Origin of the sequence: Chitinophaga sp. ARDCPP14 (assembly GCF_051362515.1) — a bacterium.
GTDB lineage: Bacteria > Bacteroidota > Bacteroidia > Chitinophagales > Chitinophagaceae > Chitinophaga.
On the sequence record NZ_JBKIXB010000001.1, the window covers coordinates 848,725 to 869,426 of the forward strand.

15 protein-coding genes are annotated in these 20,702 nt (G+C 45.6%); 5 read left to right on the forward strand and 10 right to left on the reverse strand.

Annotation, left to right across the window (positions count from 1 at the left end; all coding sequences use genetic code 11):
- Positions 1-48 precede the first annotated feature (48 nt).
- The 6 genes from ACLHR0_RS03270 to ACLHR0_RS03295 all read right to left on the reverse strand — a co-directional run bounded on the left by ACLHR0_RS03270 (position 49) and on the right by ACLHR0_RS03295 (position 7,880).
- On the reverse strand, positions 49-2,397 hold the full coding sequence (locus tag ACLHR0_RS03270) for a beta-L-arabinofuranosidase domain-containing protein (protein ID WP_436484714.1): 2,349 nt from the start codon (positions 2,395-2,397) through the stop codon (positions 49-51).
- Between the two features lie 111 nt (positions 2,398-2,508).
- On the reverse strand, positions 2,509-3,525 hold the full coding sequence (locus ACLHR0_RS03275) for a zinc-binding alcohol dehydrogenase family protein (RefSeq protein ID WP_436484716.1): 1,017 nt from the start codon (positions 3,523-3,525) through the stop codon (positions 2,509-2,511).
- Between the two features lie 9 nt (positions 3,526-3,534).
- Positions 3,535-3,870, reverse strand: coding sequence for an L-rhamnose mutarotase (locus tag ACLHR0_RS03280; protein WP_370909472.1), 336 nt, complete (start codon positions 3,868-3,870; stop codon positions 3,535-3,537).
- Positions 3,871-3,884: 14 nt separating this feature from the next.
- Positions 3,885-4,901 carry an aldo/keto reductase gene (locus tag ACLHR0_RS03285; protein ID WP_436484719.1) on the reverse strand — a complete coding sequence of 339 codons (1,017 nt, stop codon included), beginning with the start codon at positions 4,899-4,901 and terminating at the stop codon, positions 3,885-3,887.
- 17 nt (positions 4,902-4,918) lie between these two features.
- On the reverse strand, positions 4,919-6,187 hold the full coding sequence (gene fucP, locus ACLHR0_RS03290; RefSeq protein ID WP_429061547.1) for an L-fucose:H+ symporter permease: 1,269 nt from the start codon (positions 6,185-6,187) through the stop codon (positions 4,919-4,921).
- 46 nt (positions 6,188-6,233) lie between these two features.
- On the reverse strand, positions 6,234-7,880 hold the full coding sequence (locus tag ACLHR0_RS03295; RefSeq protein ID WP_436484721.1) for an alpha-L-fucosidase: 1,647 nt from the start codon (positions 7,878-7,880) through the stop codon (positions 6,234-6,236).
- Positions 7,881-8,112: 232 nt separating this feature from the next.
- Here ACLHR0_RS03295 and ACLHR0_RS03300 point away from each other — a divergent pair, with 232 nt between their 5' ends.
- On the forward strand, positions 8,113-8,994 hold the full coding sequence (locus ACLHR0_RS03300; RefSeq protein WP_436484723.1) for a helix-turn-helix domain-containing protein: 882 nt from the start codon (positions 8,113-8,115) through the stop codon (positions 8,992-8,994).
- 22 nt (positions 8,995-9,016) lie between these two features.
- Here the strand turns inward: ACLHR0_RS03300 and ACLHR0_RS03305 are convergent, their stop codons facing one another.
- Positions 9,017-9,751, reverse strand: coding sequence for a PoNe immunity protein domain-containing protein (locus ACLHR0_RS03305; protein WP_436484725.1), 735 nt, complete (start codon positions 9,749-9,751; stop codon positions 9,017-9,019).
- Between the two features lie 11 nt (positions 9,752-9,762).
- A complete protein-coding gene (locus ACLHR0_RS03310) occupies positions 9,763-10,098 on the reverse strand; it encodes an immunity protein YezG family protein (protein ID WP_436484727.1) in 336 nt (111 codons plus the stop codon).
- A 457-nt stretch (positions 10,099-10,555) separates the two neighbouring features.
- On the opposite strand from ACLHR0_RS03310, the gene ACLHR0_RS03315 reads away from it, so the two are divergent.
- On the forward strand, positions 10,556-12,772 hold the full coding sequence (locus ACLHR0_RS03315) for a T9SS type A sorting domain-containing protein (protein WP_436484729.1): 2,217 nt from the start codon (positions 10,556-10,558) through the stop codon (positions 12,770-12,772).
- Positions 12,773-12,869: 97 nt separating this feature from the next.
- Positions 12,870-13,931, forward strand: a complete 1,062-nt coding sequence (locus tag ACLHR0_RS03320; RefSeq protein WP_436484730.1) for an ArsO family NAD(P)H-dependent flavin-containing monooxygenase — start codon at positions 12,870-12,872, stop codon at positions 13,929-13,931.
- A gap of 11 nt (positions 13,932-13,942) precedes the next feature.
- On the opposite strand, the gene ACLHR0_RS03325 is transcribed toward ACLHR0_RS03320, so the two are convergent.
- Positions 13,943-14,506, reverse strand: a complete 564-nt coding sequence (locus ACLHR0_RS03325) for a DUF1801 domain-containing protein (protein ID WP_436484732.1) — start codon at positions 14,504-14,506, stop codon at positions 13,943-13,945.
- A gap of 268 nt (positions 14,507-14,774) precedes the next feature.
- On the opposite strand from ACLHR0_RS03325, the gene ACLHR0_RS03330 reads away from it, so the two are divergent.
- Positions 14,775-15,761, forward strand: coding sequence for an NAD(P)H-quinone oxidoreductase (locus ACLHR0_RS03330; protein ID WP_436484734.1), 987 nt, complete (start codon positions 14,775-14,777; stop codon positions 15,759-15,761).
- A 58-nt stretch (positions 15,762-15,819) separates the two neighbouring features.
- On the opposite strand, the gene ACLHR0_RS03335 is transcribed toward ACLHR0_RS03330, so the two are convergent.
- Positions 15,820-18,168 (reverse strand): TonB-dependent siderophore receptor, encoded by a 2,349-nt coding sequence (locus ACLHR0_RS03335; RefSeq protein WP_436484736.1) that lies wholly within the window; start codon positions 18,166-18,168, stop codon positions 15,820-15,822.
- A 422-nt stretch (positions 18,169-18,590) separates the two neighbouring features.
- Between ACLHR0_RS03335 and ACLHR0_RS03340 the strand changes: the two genes are divergently transcribed.
- Positions 18,591-20,663 carry a LamG domain-containing protein gene (locus ACLHR0_RS03340; RefSeq protein WP_436484738.1) on the forward strand — a complete coding sequence of 691 codons (2,073 nt, stop codon included), beginning with the start codon at positions 18,591-18,593 and terminating at the stop codon, positions 20,661-20,663.
- Positions 20,664-20,702 lie beyond the last annotated feature (39 nt).

Sequence of the window (20,702 nt, forward strand, 5' to 3'; positions counted from 1 at the left end):
CAATAACCACGGTAGTGATTATTGCCGTTTTTTTTCCAGGATCATGACTTACTTTCTTAACAGGCGTATTTCATACACAGGCCCTGCAATTGATCCTTTGTCCGCCAGGAATTTAATCCGCATAGATCCATCCTCTGCATAGTTAATATCCGTAGGCAATTCGTAATCGATGGTATAAAATGTATCGCTCTGCCCTTCCCGGAGATCGACCTTAGCCAGCTGCCGGTCGTTGACCCATATGGAGAACTTATGATTAAATTCTTTCCCGAAATAAGTAACACGTATTTTCTTACCCGTCTTGTTCTTATCTGTTAATTTATAACTGAACCACTCTCTCGCTGACCGCCAATGCCTGTTAAAGCTAACACCGGCAAAGGAACTCTCGTGTAAGATGGCGTGATCCGATTCGGGTTGCTGTTCCCCGGCCGCGATCACATCGATCGTATTGGCGGCGAGGCTTGCTTCCAGCGAATCTTCTTTAGCCAGTTTTGATTGTAAAGCCGCAAAACCGCTGCTGGATTCTTTTCGCCAGTATACGATATAGCGGGCATCCTGTATTTTATAGAACGGCACCAGCTTCAAATCCTTATACTTTGCAGGATAAATTATTTTTCCAGCCGTAAAAGACATGGGCGCATGCTTGTCCTCCTCAATCATAGCTGCGTCATTTGTGGCATCGCTTACAAAAACAGGCATATCGGTCATTTTGTAGAGTTCACCGCCGGCAATGTGCCCCATCCGGCTGTCGTCGGCCTCGCGTGATTTCTGGAAAAGCGTATCAATTACAGCAGCCAGCAGGATAGGCCCGTGCAAAACAGCCTCATAGGCAGATCCGTCAGGAAGCGCTTCTGTGCTGGTTTGCATAGGCGTCTCCACTGTAATAACATCTCCCTTCTTCCATTTCCGTTTTAAATTTATATAAGAGGAAGGCTTACCGTTGACGGCTACGGATGCACCATTGATCTTTACCTTCAGTGCGCCTTCTTTTACCCACGAAGGATACCTGATGTTCAGGTCAAAACTGTTCTTATTAACACCCACTATTTTCAGCGTGGTAATGCCCTGTTCAGGAAACGCAGTTTCCTGCCTGAACAGCAGTCCCTTATCTTTCCACTTGAGTTCAGATGGAATAAACAGGTTAACAAAGAGCTGGTTATCAGAATGGGTGTAAATCATCTTTCCATATTTGGCGTGATTTTCCAACCCGCTGCCAACGCAGCACCACATACTCGTTTCCGGCTGAGAGTAAACCCGGTAATGACCAGGACGCATGGGCGTAAAATAAACAAAGCCTCCCTTCCCGGGACGCTGGGTAGTTAGAATATGGTTGTACAAAGCTTTTTCGTAGTAATCAATATAAGCCACGTCCGGATCTGATAAATATAAATCCTCTGTAAGCTTGAGCATATTGTAGGTATTGCAACTTTCCGGTCCCTCTACGCTGGACATCATGGTGGAGAAATCATTAGAGGGATTAAAATGCTCCCTGACGCTATTCCCTCCTGTTGCTATAGTGCGGTGATGCACGACCGTTTGCCAGAAAAACTCCGCGGCATGGTTATAAGCGGTGTCTCCACTATAATCGGCGATCCGCTTAAACCCGATTATTTTGGGTATTTGCGTATTGGCATGTAAGTTATCCAGCTTATCCTGGTCCCTTTCCAGGGGTTGCAAAATAGCCTGGTGCGAAAAGCTGTAAGCGGCGTCCAGGTATTTTTTATTGCCCGTAATGCCGTATACATCCGCCAGCACTTCATTGACACCGCCATGTTCATTTCCAAGCAGCTCCTGCATCTGCACCCTGCTGAGTTTGGCAGTCATTTCACAAAACCAGTCTGCAAACCGGACCAGCATCTCACCGGCGGTTTTATTGCCTGCATACCAGTAAGCATCCCGGAGGCCCGCAAAAACTTTATGTATATTGTAGAAAGGCACCCATTTCCGCTTATAATCCGCGAAATTTCCTTCCAGTACTTCTTCCCAAAGTTTTCTACTGCCCGGAACGCCGCCCAGGTAACCATTGGCGTTTTTGTCCTGGCAAAGTTTCAACTCACCTATCATATAATCCAGGCGGCCGGACATTCTTTTATCACCCGTGGAGGCATACATCATGGCTAACGCAGAAAGATAATGCCCGCAGATATGACCATCCAGCCCGGAGCTTTCCCAGTTTCCATAACTTCCGGATTTTTCAGGAAGACCAGCTTCCCTGCGAAACGGCGCCAGCAGCTTGTCCGGGTTTAAGGCAAGGATATAATTAATGTCAGTCTGCTCCTGCTCTTTGAAAATACCGGGGAGCAGCCGGACATCATTTAAAGAAAAAAATTCCAGCGCTTTATGGCTTTGCGCATGTATGGACAATGGAATTATGAAAATCAATAACAATATACGTTTCATAAAAAAACACTTAAAATTTCCCGTGGACAGAATTTTAATAAGTGTCAAAATAACAATAATAATTGTTAAAACCAATGCCTGTTTTATATTAAGAGGAAATTAAATCTGTAATCACTCCAGTTCTATAATAGCTTTAATGACCCCATTAGCCGGATCCAGTAAACCTTCAAATTCATTTGTAATGTTTTCAAAAGCTATACGATGCGTGATGTAATTGGCAGGCTGCACCCATCCTTTTTTAATAGAGGCGATGACATGTTCAAAGTCTTCCCGCGTAGCATTACGGCTGCTCATTAATGTGGCTTCCCGCTTGTGGAATTCCGGGTGACTGAAACTGATCTCGCCTTTTTGCAAACCAACAAGCACATATCTGCCGCCATGCGCTATATATTGAAAGCTGTTATTGATCGCCTTCAAACTGCCCGTGGCATCTATTACTACTGCAGGCATATCGCCGTTCGTTATAGCAGCCAGTTGCTCCGATACATCTCCGGTGGATACGTTTATAACATGCTCAACGTTCAGCTTTTCTTTGCAAAATTCCAGTCTTTTTGCATTCATATCCATGGCAATTACCTTCCCGCCCGCAATGCGGGCAAACTCCATGATCCCCAATCCAATAGGGCCGGCGCCAATAACCAATACAAACTCACCTCGCTTTACCTCTGCCCGCCTGATACTATGTGCCCCGATAGCCAGCGGCTCCACCAATGCCAGGTCGTCGTAGCTCAGTCCTTCCCCATGTATTAACGAATAGACAGGCACATTCAGGTATTCCGCCATTCCTCCATCTATATGAACGCCACAAACATTAATTTTAACACAGCAATTCGGTTTTCCTGACCTGCAGGCAACGCAAACCCCACAGTTAAAATAGGGGATAAACGTTACGATCTCCCCATTTGCAAACCCTGCTGCTCCATTGGCTTCTACTAATTCTCCCGAAAGCTCATGTCCTAAAACACGCGGATAATTAAAATAAGGTTGTGTTCCTTCGAACGCATGCAAATCCGTACCGCAAACGCCAATTCTGCGGATCCTGATCTGGGCGTAGCCTTCCCCGGGCAGCGACCGGCTTTCTTCTTTAAGCGTTAATTTCCCGGGCTCATCACAAACTATTATTCGCATATCAGTATTTTAAAGTTGAAATATCTGTTCCATCATCACCCATTTCTCTTCTCCCTTTGCCCAGGGCAAAGGCTGCTGAAACTTCCACATTAACTGCTCCCATTCCTGCACTTTGGGATTGGCAGCATCTGAAGCATTTTTTGCTGTCTCATTATAGAGATCATTGGTTTCCATGATCATCATCAGGCGGTTACCTGTTCTGTAAATCTGCATGTCCACGATCCCTGCATCAAGAATGCTTTTTCTTACTTCCGGCCAACCATTTCCGGCCCTGTGCCAATAATCATATTCTGCTATCAGCTCCGGATCATCCTTTAAATCAAGGGCTAAACAATATCTTTTCATAGTGCTAATTAACTTTACAAATAGCTGGCAGCATAGGACTGGTCAATCAGTCCACACTTTTCCATTTCTTTCCAGAACCCTTCCGGGATGATGGAGTGGGGCAATGCAACATTCTGTGCTACCCTTTCTGCCTGTGTTGTATTCAAAGCGATACTCCTTACGCCGGGTGCATTCATGCCAAAAACTGCGCAGGCGGCTACCGGTTTTATTTTATAATCCTGGCACAACTGGTAAAACTGCTGTCGCCAGTGATATAAATTTTTGTCTTTTTCCGGGTCTGTTAACTGATAATTATAATAAGCAGATCCTGTTAGAAAACCTCCGTTAAAAACAGAAGAATTTATGACTGTGATGCCCTGTTGCTCAAGTTCCAGCATAAAATCCACCAACGCCGCGGGATGACTGTGAATAGTCATGCTATTCGCAATCATTACCCAGTCGAGCTTTACATCCTTAACTATCCGGGCTATTACCCGCCAGTCTTTTGCCCCCACGCCGATAGCCCTCACCCTGCCCGCGGCTTTTAATTCATGTAAAGCACGGTAAGCATCCAATATATCCTGGTAGCGTTGCTTTTGCTCCTGCTCATCCTTTGATGCGGCGAGGTATTCATCGGGATCATGTACAGATACCAGCTGCGCGTTATAGTTACCGAGCAGTTTATTTCCCTGCTCATAGCATTCCAGGATACCATCGTAGCTTATATGCTGAATGGCATCATGTTCCAGGTTTTTCCATATCCCCGGTTCAAAAGTGGGTTCGGCTGTTTTTAATTCCGTGCGCAACCAACCCAGTTTGTTGCTGATCAGCACATCCGAAGGACTGATCTTCAATTGTTCCAGGCTGCGGCCCAGCGCCTCCAGTGCCAGGCCGGCGCCATATTTACCGGCCGAATCAAATACAACCGGCTTTGGAGAGTGTTTGATGCTCTCCTTAACGATAGATAACTTCACTTCATCCGGTAGCGCCACATATAAATTTCCTAACCCGCTGGTACCAAAAATAACTTTGGGCAATATGAGTTCCTGCATATAAAAGCCACTTATTTTCAAAGAATAGTTGAAACAGATAATTGCTCCTGCTTCATTTTTACCAGATGACCTTTAAATCCGAAATAAGCCACCACAGCAAAACAGGCCAATGGCACTGCGTAACCATATTGGATATTACCGGTTACATCGCTTATATAACCGAATATCCTCGGTAACACGGCGCCTCCAACAATAGACATAATGATTAAACTACTTCCGAATTCAGTATCGCCGCGTAATTCCTTTATGCCCAGCGCAAAAATGGTAGGGAACATAATGGACATAAAAAAGCAAATGCCAATAACCGCATAAACAGTGATGATACCGGTTCCCCAGATGGCGATCAAACAAAGCAGCATACTGATAACTGCATACACCGCCAATAACCTTGCGGAACTGTAGTATTGCATTAAATAAGTACCGATAAATCTTCCAATTAAAAATGCCAGTCCGCATAACCCTAAATAATCAGCGGCCTTTACCTCCGATATACCAGCCGCCTTTGGTGCGTACAGAATAAACAAACTAAACACACATACCTGGGCGCCTACATAAAAAAATTGCGCAACAACGCTCCAGGTTAAATGACGGTGTTTAAACGCGTGAAAAATATTCTTACTGGCCACATGACCTTCATTTGTTTGAATAGCCGGCAAACGGGTAAAGGCAAAAATCACGGCGATTAATACCAGTACACTTCCGAGAATAAAATAAGGCATTTTTACGGTGGCCGCCTCGGCGGCAAGGGCCAGCTTCCGGCCTTCTTCCGTCATGGCACTTAACTGCGCCGCTGTGTAGCCTTTGGTTAGTATCACACGCGCACCAATCACGGGCGCGAGTGTAGTAGCCAGGCCATTAAATGACTGTGCGAGATTAAGCCGTTGGGTAGAGGTGGCAGGATCTCCGAGTGAGGAAGCATAAGGATTCGCCGCCGTTTCCAGGATAGTTAATCCGCAGGCGATTATAAACAGCGCTATGAGAAAAAACGCATACTGCTGCGTATTGGCGGCCGGAATAAATAAAAATGAGCCCAATGCAAACACCAGCAGACCGGTGATAATGCCCGCTTTATAGCCATATTTTTTCATGATAAAACCGGCTGGCAGCGCCATCAGGAAATAAGCGATGAACACAGCAGAATCAACGAGCGTAGCCTGAACGGTTGTCAGCGTAAATGATTTCTGCAAATGCGGGATAAGTATCGGATCCAGGTTATGTGCAAAGCCCCATAAAAAAAACAGGCTTGTAATCAATATAAACGGGAAAAGAGTATGGGACTTTGCCATATGAACGTCTTAAATTTTACAGGTAACTGGTTGGGTGAAAAAACATCTATACAATCGCTCCTTCAATTTTTAACACAAATGCCTCTTTGCACGGCGGTTGTTCCGGCAACTGCACCTTCAACCCTTCGGATGTTTGTTCAAAACTCAGTCGGTCATTTCCCAACAGGCTTACCTGGCTTACTTTTCCAACCTGACCATTCGCTAATGTTTTAACCAATGCAGTTTTATCTGCCGGCCATCCCAGCATCACCGCATAAAGCGTTTTGCCTTTCGCCGTAAAGCGAATATCTCCCGGTCCAAATGGTTTGCCCTTTCCTTCGTTAAAGCCCTGTGCGCTCAAAGCTACCACGGATTCCATGGCAGGCCCTTCGCCAAATACTTTCCAGGGACGGGTGCTGTAAATGGCTTCGCTGTTGACCTTCATCCATTCTGCCACCTGTTCCACTACAGCCTGTTCTTCACTATCGATGCTGCCGTCACTACGTACAGGCACGTTCAGCAATAGGTTCCCATTCTTACTTACCACATCGGCAAGCGTATGTATCACCGTTTTGGCGCTTTTATATCCCTTGTTATCATACAAACGGCGATCGTAGTGCCACCCGCCAATACAGGTATCCGTTTGCCAGGGCAGGGGCTCTATCTGGTTACTTTGTCCACGCTCAATATCCCAGATCATGCATTTGCGTTGCTGTTCGTCTAACATTTTACCGAACAACGCAGCCTGCAATTTTCCGTGTTTTTTGATACTGGTGTTATAAAGATGTGCTGCTACTCTTAATCCGGCATCACTCACTGGCCAAAGCGGCAGCGCATTATCATCAAAATAAACGAGTTCAGGACCATACTTATCGATGAGGTCAATAGTCCTGTTTACAAAATTATCGCAGTACGTCTTGTCAGGCACACTTGCTCCATTCCCCCAATACCAGCGGTCGCCCATACTGCCATCATTCAGGCTGTCCTTACTCAACGCATGATTTTGGGCATATAGTTCCTGCGGATCATAACCATTCCACCATTTATTGCTGCCATCGGCTTTAGTCAGTTTGCCATCATAAGGCACACCTGCATAAGGACCGGATTTGTCGGAACGCTGCGCCACCTCATACCAGGTCCACGCGTGAGAGGCATGAACCGTTACGCCAAAGGGCAGCCCCTGTTCTTTCGCTGCTTTTGCCCAGCCTCCGATAAGATCTTTTTTGGGTCCCAGTTTAGTGGAATTCCACTTGTGATATTTGCTGTCGTACAGATCAAAATTATCGTGGTGATTGGCCATGGCCATAAAATATTTGGCGCCGGCTTTTTTGTATAAGGCAACCAATTCTCCCGGGTTCCAGTTCTCCGCCTTCCAGTCGTTTATGACATCCTTAAAACCAAATTTTGAAGGGTGTCCATATTTCTGCAGATGAAATTTATACTGATCGCCACCTTCCTGGTACATACCACGGGCGTACCAATCGCCGCGTTCCGGCTGACATTGCGGCCCCCAGTGAGCCCAGATCCCAAACTTTGCATCCCTGAACCAATCCGGTACCTGGTATTTCCCCAGTGAATCCCAGGTAGGTTGAAATGGACCGGGCGCCATACGTGGAATAGACTGAGATGTTAACAACCGGTGAGCATAAAGATTAGATAGATATAAAGATGACAAACCTGTAGCCAGGCCCTTTATCAGCGTTCTTCTTTTCATGGAATTTATTTTTTATTAGCTCAACACAAGCCTTTAATGGCGAATGATATTGATAAATCAAACTTACTCCGAAATACTTATCAAACATTTGGCTTAATAGGACTTTTCTTTATACAAAACCGACTATTTGCTTATTATTGCGGTGGTGAAACCGAAATATTGGGAAAAACAGGATACCGGAAAAGTGAAAGCAGCTTTCCCCGACAGGCCATTCAACAATTAATTGCACGGTATGATTAAAAGAGCACTAAAACATACATTCACGTTATTGAACGTTGATCACGTAAAGCTCGACTCCAGGTGGAATTACAAAAATGTGATCAGCCCGTATTTCAGGCTATATTATATCGACGGCGGAGAAGGGGAAATCTGGGATGTTTCTGCGAAGATCAAACTTGAGCCCGGTTTTCTGTACATCATACCAAGCTTCACATTATGTAACCTTGTTTGCCCCCACCATCTCAGCCAGTATTTCGTCCAGTTTTTTGAGGAATCATCGGATGGCATTTCTTTGTTTGAGAATAACAGGTCCATTCTTAAAGTAAAAGCAACTGAAATCGATATACTGAATTTTGCGCGTTTGCTGGAAATAAACCCCGGCAGGGGCATTAATCGCTCTGATAATCCAAGGGTGTATGAAAAAAATATTTTCTACAAAGAATACCAGGAATTGAATAACCGGCAAAGCATGTCCACATTCGCGGAAACACACGGTATTCTGCTCCAGCTAGTTTCACGCTTTCTGACACAGGAAATACTTACACACAAAGACGGCGGTCATGTGCCGGTTAAAATTCTAAACGCCATCAGTTATATTCAATTAAACCTGAACCGCGATTTATCGGTCACCTCGCTGGCAAAAAGAGCGAACCTGCATACAGATTATTTTTCACGTCTTTTTCATCAACACACCGGAGAAAGGCCGGTAAGGTACATCCATGAAAAAAGAATTGAAAGGGCACAGTACCTGATTGTAACCACACAAATGACCTTTGCTGACATTGCTACGCAAACAGGTTTTGAGAACGTATTTTATTTCTCTAAAATTTTTAAAAAAATTACGGGAATGTCTCCGGGGAATTACAAAAAACAAATGGATATGATTGGTTTTTAGATATTGGAGAGTAAGGCAATATTCATCTTCTAACGGCAACTATATCTTTCGGATAAAAATCCATGTCCCTGAAACTGCTATCATCAATATTATACAATATAGCCACAGCAGCCGTTTCAAAACTCCAGTATCCTTCAAAACCTCCTTCACCTTTGGCTTTGTGTGCATCATAGTTAATAAAGTCCTTCTTACCCTGATACCAGCTGCTCAAATATTCTTTGATTAGAGCTACCTGTTCTCCGCCCCTGACCTGCGTAGCTTTGTAAAGCAGCTCAAAAGACTTTGGATAAATAAGTTGGTCAGTTGCGACTCTGTCTGTTAGCTTAGTTATTAACAGAGCTTCAATCAAAGCATCCTCTCCGTTGCTGTGAAGATGATTAGCTATTTGCTGAAACAGCCCAACAGGCGCATCAAAGATAATGCCCCAGCTAATAAGGGTAAGCACCCTGTAGTAATCATGTGTCAATAATAAATGCTTTTTCTTATCCCCTGTACTGATATTCCGGTTGTAGGCTACCCATGCTTCTATTAGTTGGGGGTAATCAGCTTTGATATCCTCTATTAGACTTCCGCCAGAGTATTTTAAAGTGATAAGTCTTTTACAATCATAATAGAGATTTTGGGTGATGCTATTTTTCTTCCATTTTCCCGGGAAAGGTGTCACGTTCAGCTTGCCCTGCCGTTCATGAACAGCTTCAATACAATCGTCCATCCATTTTTGCCAATAGGCGCTATCTCTTAACGGTTCTCTATGCATATTTTCATTAACTAGCTTAGTTTTTCCACCTGGTCATGTAACTGCTGATCCCAGATAAACTCCATATTGAATTTACCATCGGACTCCAATCTAAAAATAGCTTTGTTCCATTTGTTGTTTTCACCTTCGGTGGTAATACTGCGGAGTTCAAGAATATCAAATGTCAACTGGAAATCAAATTCGTCGACATCTATTTGCTTTTCCTCATGGGAAGTATTTATGTAAGTCCCGGTATTACTAACCATTCCATCCAGTACTTCCAGGTTTAATACGGCGCTTTGCCAGTCTTCTTTTATTACGCTGGAAATATTCTTTGCCATGGCCAAATAAATCTCATCTACCGTCATAATCCGTTTTTTTTGATAATTACATTTAAACCGTCAAACAGTTCTTGTAATTTAAACATTAAAAGGATTAGTACAAACAATAATCACGGAATAAAAGACCTTAAAAAACACACCTTACCACGCTAAATAATTTTATACCGCAAATTTGGAAAGCTGCTGCCAGATGAAATTGTAAGAAAATGAAAACAAGATTTAACCGTCGATAATAAAAATTGAAAAATCTGGTTTAATTACCCTATTTTATGTATGTGCTGCACCGGCACTTTGTTAACAGGAACAGGCAGGCTACCGATGCCGGGGATACCGTGAGCGTGACAGATCGCAACCAATAAACCCTTGATATTCTGATTTTTATTCTATGACCCAAATTCTATCCACGATGACCCACAAATTGAACCCTTATTTAACCCGCAGAGCGTTGCTCTTTTCTTTATTGATGCTGATGACAACGACTTCCATGGCTCAGATAACCTGGCCTGCGGGTCAGCTGCTGCCTTCGTTTCCGGCAACGGCAAGCAGCCTGGATTTATTTTATAATAACGGCACCTCTCAACGGTCCTGGCGTTGGGAAGGTGAAGGCCCGTCTCTCAGCCATCATACGGGGCGTTTAGAAAGCGATGGCTGGCTTTGCCAGGTAGGAATCGATGCGGCGAATGAGCATATGATTTACGGTCCTTACGACAACAGCGTTACGGCAGGAGCGAATATTGCCGAGTTCAGGATGAAAACGGATAATAATACAGCTAATAACGACTCTATCGTCGATATCGATGTGAGGGATGCTACCACCGGTGCGATCCTTGCGTTTAAGGCTATTACCCGTCAGCAATTCCCTGTAGCATCCAATTACACAAGTTTTAAATTGCCCTTCACCATGCCGGCCGATAGCCACGCTATTGAATTGCGTGTATTCTGGAGAGGAGGCGCTTATATAAAAGTGGACTGGGTAGGTGTACAGCAAGATAATGCTACCGCAGAAACCTATTTATTCACTTCCCTGAAAGGTATCGTCAACCGCACGCAGCCGCGGCTCTTTTCCTATGAAGGCGATGCCTTTGCAGAAGGGCCATACACCTGGATGCAGTCATTGGGTTTAACCTGGACAGAATATACCGACCGGTGGGCGCTTATCACCAGGTACCGTACGGAGATATCCGGCCTGATCGTGTATGATCCGGCGCAGACGGCCACCGTTAACCTGGCCACTATGCTGGCAAAAAATAAAAAGGCGCTCATCGCCTCCCCATCCTTATTATCACGGTTAACGGCTGCCCCTTATAATTTCCCCGTATTGATGGATTTACGTGGCCAGTTTACCAGTAACCTGCAGGTATACCAAACGTTGTATAACACTTACTGGCCCACACTGGATCACCGGCTGTTAATCGGGTTAAGCCCGGAAGTGCATCAGGGTTCCCTGCGGGAATATGCCACTGCCCTGGGCGCCGCAGTAATATGGCTGGACCCGCGGGTGGCAGGTGAAAGTGAATTGCTGAACAATTTCTTAGCCTCCATGCCGGCGGGGGCAAATTTCATGGGCTGGTGGCCTGAAGAAGGCTCCGGTGTAACAAGAGCATCTACCTATGGAATAGCCACCATTGCCAGCGATTATGCTACTAATTTAACGGTGCATAGCGGTATGCCCAGAACCGTTAATGTTAAACCTATACCGCCAAAACCAATCCTGAAAAACAAAATTTATGTGGCGTTTATATTAAGTGACGGCGACAATCTTCAATATGTTGAACACCTGATGCGCAAGCTCTGGAACAATCCTGACCGTGGCTCGGTTCCCATCGGGTGGACGCTTTCTCCGGCGATGCTGGATGCCATGCCGGGAGCGCTAAACTTCTATCATCAAACTGCTACGGATAATGATAATCTTATTTCCGGTCCGTCCGGGTACGGTTATGTATACCCCAATAATTTCCCGGATCAAAATACACTCAATCAATTTGTTGCTAAAACCGAAGATTATAATAAAAGAGCAGGGTTCCGGGTGGTCACTATCTGGAACACCATTACCGGTGGCATTAACCAAAATGTTGGAGAGAGCTTTGCCACCTACGCGCCATCATTACTTGGGTTAACAGCGCAGAATACAGGCGGCCCCCTCAGCATCTACAATCAAACACTGCCCGGGTTGCCCCTTTCGTGCAATTACTGCACCGGGGAACAAGCCATGAAGGATGCTATTGCCGCTGCCTCTGCAGGGTGGAATGGAACATCACCGAGGTTCATGATTATACAGGCGCAACCCTGGCAGGATGTGAAGCCTACGAACTTTAAGAACGTAATGAATTCACTTGATTCAAACCATATCGTGGTGCGGCCGGATCATCTTTTCCAATTGCTCCGCGAAAAAAATGGTCTTCCGGATGTTGATTCCACCGATAGCCTGGTAGCAGGCATGAATCATGTGCGCATCAATATGATGAACACCGCCAAAACTGCAAAACAGCACATTTCCCTGTATCCCAACCCGGTGGGCAACAGGCTTTATATCAGGGGGCTGAACAACAACGCTAACCTTGAGGTGTACGACAACGACGGTCAGCGAATGAAAACGGCATTAGGTATGTCAATTAACATCGCCGAACTAATACCCGGCACGTATTACTTAAAGGTTACATCCACAGAAATAAATCATACCTATAAATTTATTAAACATTAATTCCGGCCCGGCCAGGTTTGAAGGAGCCCGCTCAATGAGCGGGCTTTTCTTTAAAGCAAATCGTTAACTTAGATATTACTACTGACAGGAAATAAGCATGACAGACGACAAGCAAAACATATACGACGTAATCATTATCGGCGGCGGACAAAGCGCTTTATCCGTAGCCTATTATCTTCGCAGAACCACGCTGAAATATATCCTCCTGGATGCCGCCCCTCTTCCGGGAGGCAGCTGGCAGTATACCTGGAAATCACTTGCGTTATTTTCCCCGGCGCAATGGAGCTCACTTCCGGGCGTTTTTATGCCGGGAGGCCAGCATCATTATCCCAGCCGCGCAGAAACCATCAGGTATTTGCAGGAGTATGAGTTGAGGTATAAATTCCCGGTAGTGAGGCCGGTAAAGGTTACATCTGTAGAGAAAGAGGAAGGAACTTTTATTTTAACCACCACTGCCGGTCCATATCACGCAAAAGCAATTGTGAGCGCCACGGGCAGTTATGCCAACCCGTTTATTCCTGCTATTCCCGGAGCCGGCTCTTTTAAAGGTACTATACTTCATTCGGCGCAATACCAGGAACCGGGAAGCTTTTCAGGAAAACGGGTGGCCATTGCAGGCGAAGGCAACTCCGGCGCACAAATCCTGGCGGAGGTTTCCAAAGTAGCATCTACCCTGTGGATCACAAAGCAACCGCCCGAATTTTTACCGGATAATATTGATGGCAAATATCTTTTTGATGCGGCCACTCAACAATATGAAGCCCGGCAGCAAGGCAGGGATTACCAGCCTCCATCACTGGGACATATTGTAATGGTGCCTGCTGTAAAAGAAGCAAGGGAAAGAGGCGTGTACGAACATTTTCTTCCCGCATTTGATCATTTCTATCCCGATGGAATAGCGTGGAACACAGGCCAACAGGAACCCGTAGATGCCGTTATTTTTTGTACCGGGTTCCGGCCGGCGTTAGCGCACCTGGCCCCTTTGGGAATCATTCAACCGGATGAACGGATTAAAACAAACGGAACAAAAGCAACAGATATTACCGGTCTTTGGCTAACCGGCTATGGATCATGGACCGGCTTTGCTTCTGCCACGCTTATTGGTGTAGGCAGAACCGCCAGGCAAACCGTGGAAGAACTGAGCAGCTTCCTGCAGTAATAAACATCCTTCTACTCTCCCTTAAACGACAATCCTTTTTCTTTCAGCGCATTCCGCAACTTCGGCAGGGAACTTTTTCCCATGCCATGAAGCGCCAGTATATCGGCTTCGCTGAATTTAGAAAGCTGCTGTACGGTTCTTATTCCTTTACTCTCCAACGCGCGGCGGGCGGGGGCAGCCAGCGAAGCAAAAAGCTCCCCGGGAGCGCTGGTATGCCTGCTGGTATTTTTCTCCTGGCTTTCTTTCACCCTGAACTTTACTATTTTATTGATCAGGGAAATAGGAAGAGGTTGATCCAATGGAAACTGCACGGCGCCTTTGGAATTCTTATAAACGGAAAGTTCTTTTTCAAATGCTTTAATACCAGAAGGAGCAGGATAAAAACCGATGTGATGTTTATATCCTGCGAAATGGACCAGGTTGCCGTTTAACGCAAAAGTTGGAATACCATAACTTATCTTCTCTTCTGCGGCAGGCGCCATTTTCCTGATAGCCGCCCTTATTTGCTGCAACAGCGCCTGGGTTTCCTCCGGAAAACCGGCGATATACTGATCAATGTCGTTTACTGTTTTCATATCGCTGAATTCTTTCTTAAAATTAGCATAATCCGGGTGTTTGCACAAGGCATTAACGCGACATTATACAGGGGCATTTGCGACTTCAATTTTGCGGAGTGCAGCAGATTTTGTCTTTCCCAGGATTACGCTGATTATATTGATTAACCGGATTTTGTTCTTTGGGATTTTTTTGATTTGGGGAGATTGAAGCGGATGCTGGTTGTAGAACTTCAATATTTTACCCCCGGATAAAAGAAACACAATCCAAAAGAAACACCGATTTTTGATGAAATTATTCGTCATGAAGGCCATCGTTATTACTCAACCAGGGGGACCGGAGGTATTGCAGTTACAGGAATATGCCACACCCTCGCCGGGGCAGGAAGAAGTATTGATTGAGGTGCGTGCTGCCGGACTAAACCGGGCCGACCTGTCGCAACGCGAAGGCAAATACCCGGCGCCTCCCGGCGTGCCACCGGATATTCCCGGCCTGGAAGTGGCCGGCACGGTGGTGAGTTGTGGTACGGGCGTTACCATGTGGTCGCCCGGCGACAAAGTATGCGCACTGCTGGCAGGCGGCGGATATGCTGCCTATGTGACTGTAAAGGAAGGGCAATGCCTGCCGGTTCCGGAAGGTATCAGCTTTGCCGAAGCTGCCAGTTTACCTGAAACTGTTTTCACCGTGTGGAGCAATGTTTTTCAACGCGCTAAATTAATGCCGGGAGAAACGTTGCTGGTTCATGGAGGTTCCAGCGGTATTGGTATTACCGCCATACAACTGGCACATGCATTAAACAGCAAAGTATGGGTAACCGTAGGTACAGAAGAGAAAGGACAAGCCTGCATCAGGCTGGGGGCTACGCAATATATCAATTATAAAAAACAGGATTTTGAGGAGGAACTGGCCACAACGGGCATAGATGTTATACTGGATATGGTGGGAGGAAAATATCTCGGTAAAAATCTTACTATCCTTAACCCGGAAGGACGGCTGGTGTACATCAACTCTATGGGAGGCAACCTGGCGGAAGTAAATATCTCCACGGTCATGCAGAAACGTATTACCATCACCGGTAGTACACTCCGGAGCAGGGAATACAGTTATAAAAAAGCATTGGCGGCTGATATCCGCCAGCATGTGTGGCCATTGATAGCAGCTAAAAAATTCCTGCCGGTGATATACGCTACGTTCCCTTTTAAGGAGGCTGCGGAAGCGCACCGGCTAATGGCCAGCAGTGAACATACCGGTAAAATAGTGCTGGTAAATGAATAAAAACAAAAGGTGTACTATGAGCAGTACACCTTTTGTTTTTATTCATTTTAGTAAGATATCAAAAGCGGTAACCGATCGTCATCCTGAAGTTACGACGGGCCTCTACTATATAATTATAAAACCCGGTAGCAGTAGTAGGTATAGAAGCAGCAGTGAGCAACCGCTGGTTATCGAGCAGGTTATTCACCAGTAATGAAACACTGTACTTTCCTTTAACGTAGCTCAAACCGGCATCTGTACGGAAGTAATTGGGAATAGAGAACACTTTTGTGGCGCTTCCTACGTAGCGATCAGCCATCCACTGAATGCCGCCTGTAACACCGAGGCCATTCAAAACTCCTTTGCCAATACGGTAGTTCAGCCAGGCATTGGTAATATGCGTAGCCGTATTAGGCGTGATATTACCTACTGTTTTCGTTGTGGCTGTAGGTGATTCCTTGGAGATCTTTGAATCGGTGTAAGCATAGTTCAGCGTGGCATTCAATCCAGGTAGTATTTCCCCGGCAATGTCAATTTCCACACCTTTGGTGAGTGTTTCACCAAGTTGTTCCTGTACATCGGCACCGCGACTGTCTTTCATATTCAGGCTTACGAGCGAGTTTTGCCTGGCAATACGGTATACCGTAGCGGATGCTACCCATCTGCCTTCAAACCATTCCTTCTTCACACCAGCTTCTACATCCACTCCCTTAATAGGTTTAAATGCGTTCTGGTTGGAATCAGCCCCAGGCACCGGTACAAACGACTGATCAAACAAACCGTAAATGGTGGTGGATTTATCTACAGAATAGCTCAGGCCAACGCGGGGAGTAAACACATTATCCTTAATAGCAAGCGCCTTGGTTTTGCCAACCGTTTCTGCGTAGGTGAAACGCCCGGCTAACGATAAACGTAACCTGTTGTTAAAAAAGCCCAGTTCATCCTGTATGTAAGCGGAGGTATAGTTTACTGAACTCACATAGTTACTGCCACCTGCTCTTGTTTTTACACTCTGGCTGCGGTCTATAGCAGGCAGGGTACCGATAGGAATGCTGTATACGGGGTTATATACATTGAATTTTTTATCCCCCACCATATCGATATTGGCCAATGTTCTGAAATCTCCCCAAAACTTTTTATTCCCCATATCTACGCCCGCCAGTATCCTGTGCCGCACCGTACCTGTATACTCTTCGCCGGAAATGGAAGCCTGTGCAAAACGGTTCTCACCCGCTTCATCTGCCACACTGAAAGTTCTGCCCATATTCCCTGCACTATCTACTTTGGAAGCCCATATACTGTTTGCCTCCATACCGAAGTTGAAATAAGCTACCTGCGCATGCGCTTCCCACTTATCATTCACCTTATGATCAAAATACAGGTATACGCTGTGATCCTTCAGTTTACCCGGCGTGAGGGATGGATCTCCGTAAAAGAAATCATTCGAGATATCTTCATCCAACAATTTTTTGCCGGAGAAAACATAGTTACCATTCGCCAGGTAAGTTGATCCCTGGTAGGTATATTCCAGCGTAACAGAAGTACGATCGTCTACCAGGTATTTTAATACCGGCGCAAACAGGTAACGGTTGTTAAAGTTGTATTTGGTATAATAATCCTTTTGCTGACCGGCCACATTGAGGCGGTACAGCAGTTTACCATCCTTGCTCAGTTTACCGTCAAAGTCGAGCGCGGCGCGGTAAGTACTGAAACTTCCCATGCTGATGCTGGCTGCACCTTTGGTAATCCCGGTCGGTTTTTTGGTAACCACGTTATAAAAGCCACCCGGCTCACCACCTGCCAGCATAAAGCCTGCCGGTCCTTTTACAAACTCAACACGGTCAATCATAGCGGCATCTTCTGCTGTGGGTCCCCAGCTGGCTTCTATATTCATACCATTACGGAAAGCGGGGATCTTGGAACCGCGCATCCTGATATTCGCATACTGATTATCCCAATGGCCTACACGTGTGGCCCCGCTTACATTACGGGTGATACCATCTACCAGGTCAAATGCCTGCTGATCGGCAATTACATTGGCAGATATTACCTGGATATTCTGTGGCACTTCGAGGATAGGCGTTCTCAGTCGCAGTGATCCGGAAAGACTATCATTCTTATACCGGTTCCTTGCACCGCTCACAATTACTTCTTTCAATTGTTTATCGGAAGCTTCGAGCTGCAGTTTCATCTGCACAATCTGGTCCTGTTCTACTATTACTTCCTGCGACATTGTTTTGTACCCGATCAGCATCACCTGCAAGGTGTACTTTCCGGGCGCCAGTTTTTTGAATACAAATTCGCCCTTTTCATTGGTGAGTGTGCCCCTGTTTTTTTCTTTGATCTGTACAGCTACATAAGCGGCAGGCGTTCCGTCGGAGGTAACTACCAGGCCGCGGATAGCGGATAAGGGCTCCGTATCAGCCATTGCATTCACGGAAAAGCAAACAGTACATAGAAAGCATAAGTACACCGTTATCCGGTTGATAAATAAAAACATATAGGTCGGTTATTTCGGTTTAAAATTCAGGCGCAAAATTAATGGCGATACTCCGGGCGAGGTTATGGATTCGGGAAAAAGGTTTACGCAATACGGAAAAAACGTTTTAGCGCAAGCCACATAAAGTAACAGGAAGCAGTTATAAATACCCGCTATATCTCCCTGAACAGGTATAAATACCTGTTTTCAAAAACACTCATTTACGCTCTTATTCAGGCCGGCAGATCAATGGACATTTGTGGAGAAGAATGTGCAGCTGCAGCACAGAAAAAAACAGGTCTGCCTAGCTTGACAATAAGCGGGGGGTGAAACCGAAAAACCATAACAGAGTAGGACCAAAAAATACACTTATGAATCTTGGATTAACAATGCGCTGGGGATATAGCGCGCTTCAATTCAATGGGACCTCGTATGCTTATTTCCCATCCAACCACCTTAACAACATGAGGTCGTTTACGCTTGAAGCAACGATCTTTTCAACGGCATCAACAGGGACCATTCTTTGCAGTGCATCGCCGACTGCCGGCGCTTATTTCAACTTCGGCCTTTCCAACGGTTTTTTGTATTTGGAGACCATGAATAATACCGGAAAGCCGTTTCAGGTAACGGCTACAAAAAAGCTACCCCTGCTGGAATGGCATCAGGTGGCAGCTACTTTTGACAGCGACAGGAAATTGATCACGCTGTGCCTGGATGGAATAGAAGTAGGCAGTAGCCCCATACAGGGAATTCCTTACCAGGCCATACCACTTCAGACTCATATTGGCGCCGGAAAATACCAATCCCCATCCGGATACCAGAATTTATTCTATGGGCATATAGCACGTATAGCCATCTGGAAATCGGCCCGGGACATTTTTGAGATCGCGGAAGATGCATTTGCGATTGTTCCCCCCGCGGCAACGGGAACTGATCTCGTTTTATGGACAGACTTCACCGAAATGCCCACTGAAGACCGTTCCGGTAATGGCATTGAGATCTCCTACAGTACGCCTCCACCCAACTATGTTTACAGTATCCCTTCGGCAGGGGTAACAGAAAATGGTTATATTGATTGCGGTGTATATCCGGAGTATAATTTCGGCGGCTATCAGCCTTATACTATTGAGGGCTGGTTTAATCCCACCTCCACAGCGGATATGGCCGTATTAGTCGCCTTTGAAAAAGACCTGCATTGGCAATACTATATTCAGTATGATAAAGTCAACAGCCGCCTCATTGCAAAACGGAATTCAGATGGACAAGCCATCTACTCCAAGGAACAGATCACGGAAGGACGTTTCTATCATTTTGCCGTTTCCTATAACGGAGATTCAAAAATGATGAGCCTCTACGTAAACGGGAACCTGCAAACAGCCGAATACTTTCCCGGTGGTGTAGCGAATGTTGCCCAGGGAAGACTGATAATAGGCGGAATCGGCTTTACCGGTTACATTCAAAACGTCCGTTTATGGAAAGATTGCCTGGAGCAGGCAGAACTCCGTCAATGGATACTGAATGATGTGATTACCGATCCAAGACTGGTAGCCAACTTCGATTTCACTACCACTCCACCGATGGATTCAATGGGTCATACCGTTCAACTACTGAACGGTGCTGCCAGCGCGCTGGCAACAACAACCCTTGAACTGGCAGACAGAAAAGCCCAGCTGGGTGTTTCTATGCCTATCAATTCCAGCTACTTTAATAGCGTGGAAGAAGCACCTCTTCCTCCTCCAAAAGTCATAAAACCTGCTGATCAGCGGGAACTATCCTCCGCCGTTCTGAAGGAGAAAACGTTTACAGACCTGGTTAGTTTCTGGAAGGTGGATGGAGAAAAACAACATGCTTTCCGGGAAGAATTTGAAAAAGCATATGCACGGGCAGAAGAAATGCTCTCAGAGAATGAAAATCTCCGGAAAGTTTATACAAGAACAGATGAAAATGGAAGAACAAAGATCATATACCATGACCTTCGTGGCGACGCACTTATTTATGACCGTCCAATAGGAGAAGTAACTGACTGCACTATCTGGTGGATCGTTTTTGTCTACAGCATCTCTGTTAAATTTTTGGGCATATTCCTCCCGCTTCCGGTTTTCTCTCCCTACAACCAGATTCCCGGTAAAATTTTCAATCTCGCTATCGCGAATGCAAAGGTGTTGGCAAAAATTACTGCTGTAGTCGGCACTACGATCACCGTTATGTCCGGGCTGGATATTATAACAGAAATGCATCGTGAAAAGATTTTATGGCCCATTTTAAAATTCATTGTAGTCTCGGCGGGTTGGTTTGCCCTGACTGCTATCCTTGCGAGAGCTTTTACAATGGCTACCGGCCTGGTAGCAGCAGAAATAATGGCGAAGTTTATTGTATGGGCTGCACAGTTGACGAAGCTGTCACTGGAATATGACGGGAACTGCGCTGAGCAAGGACAGGGTTAAAACAAAAGGCTGTATCAATAGTCATTTGATACAGCCTCT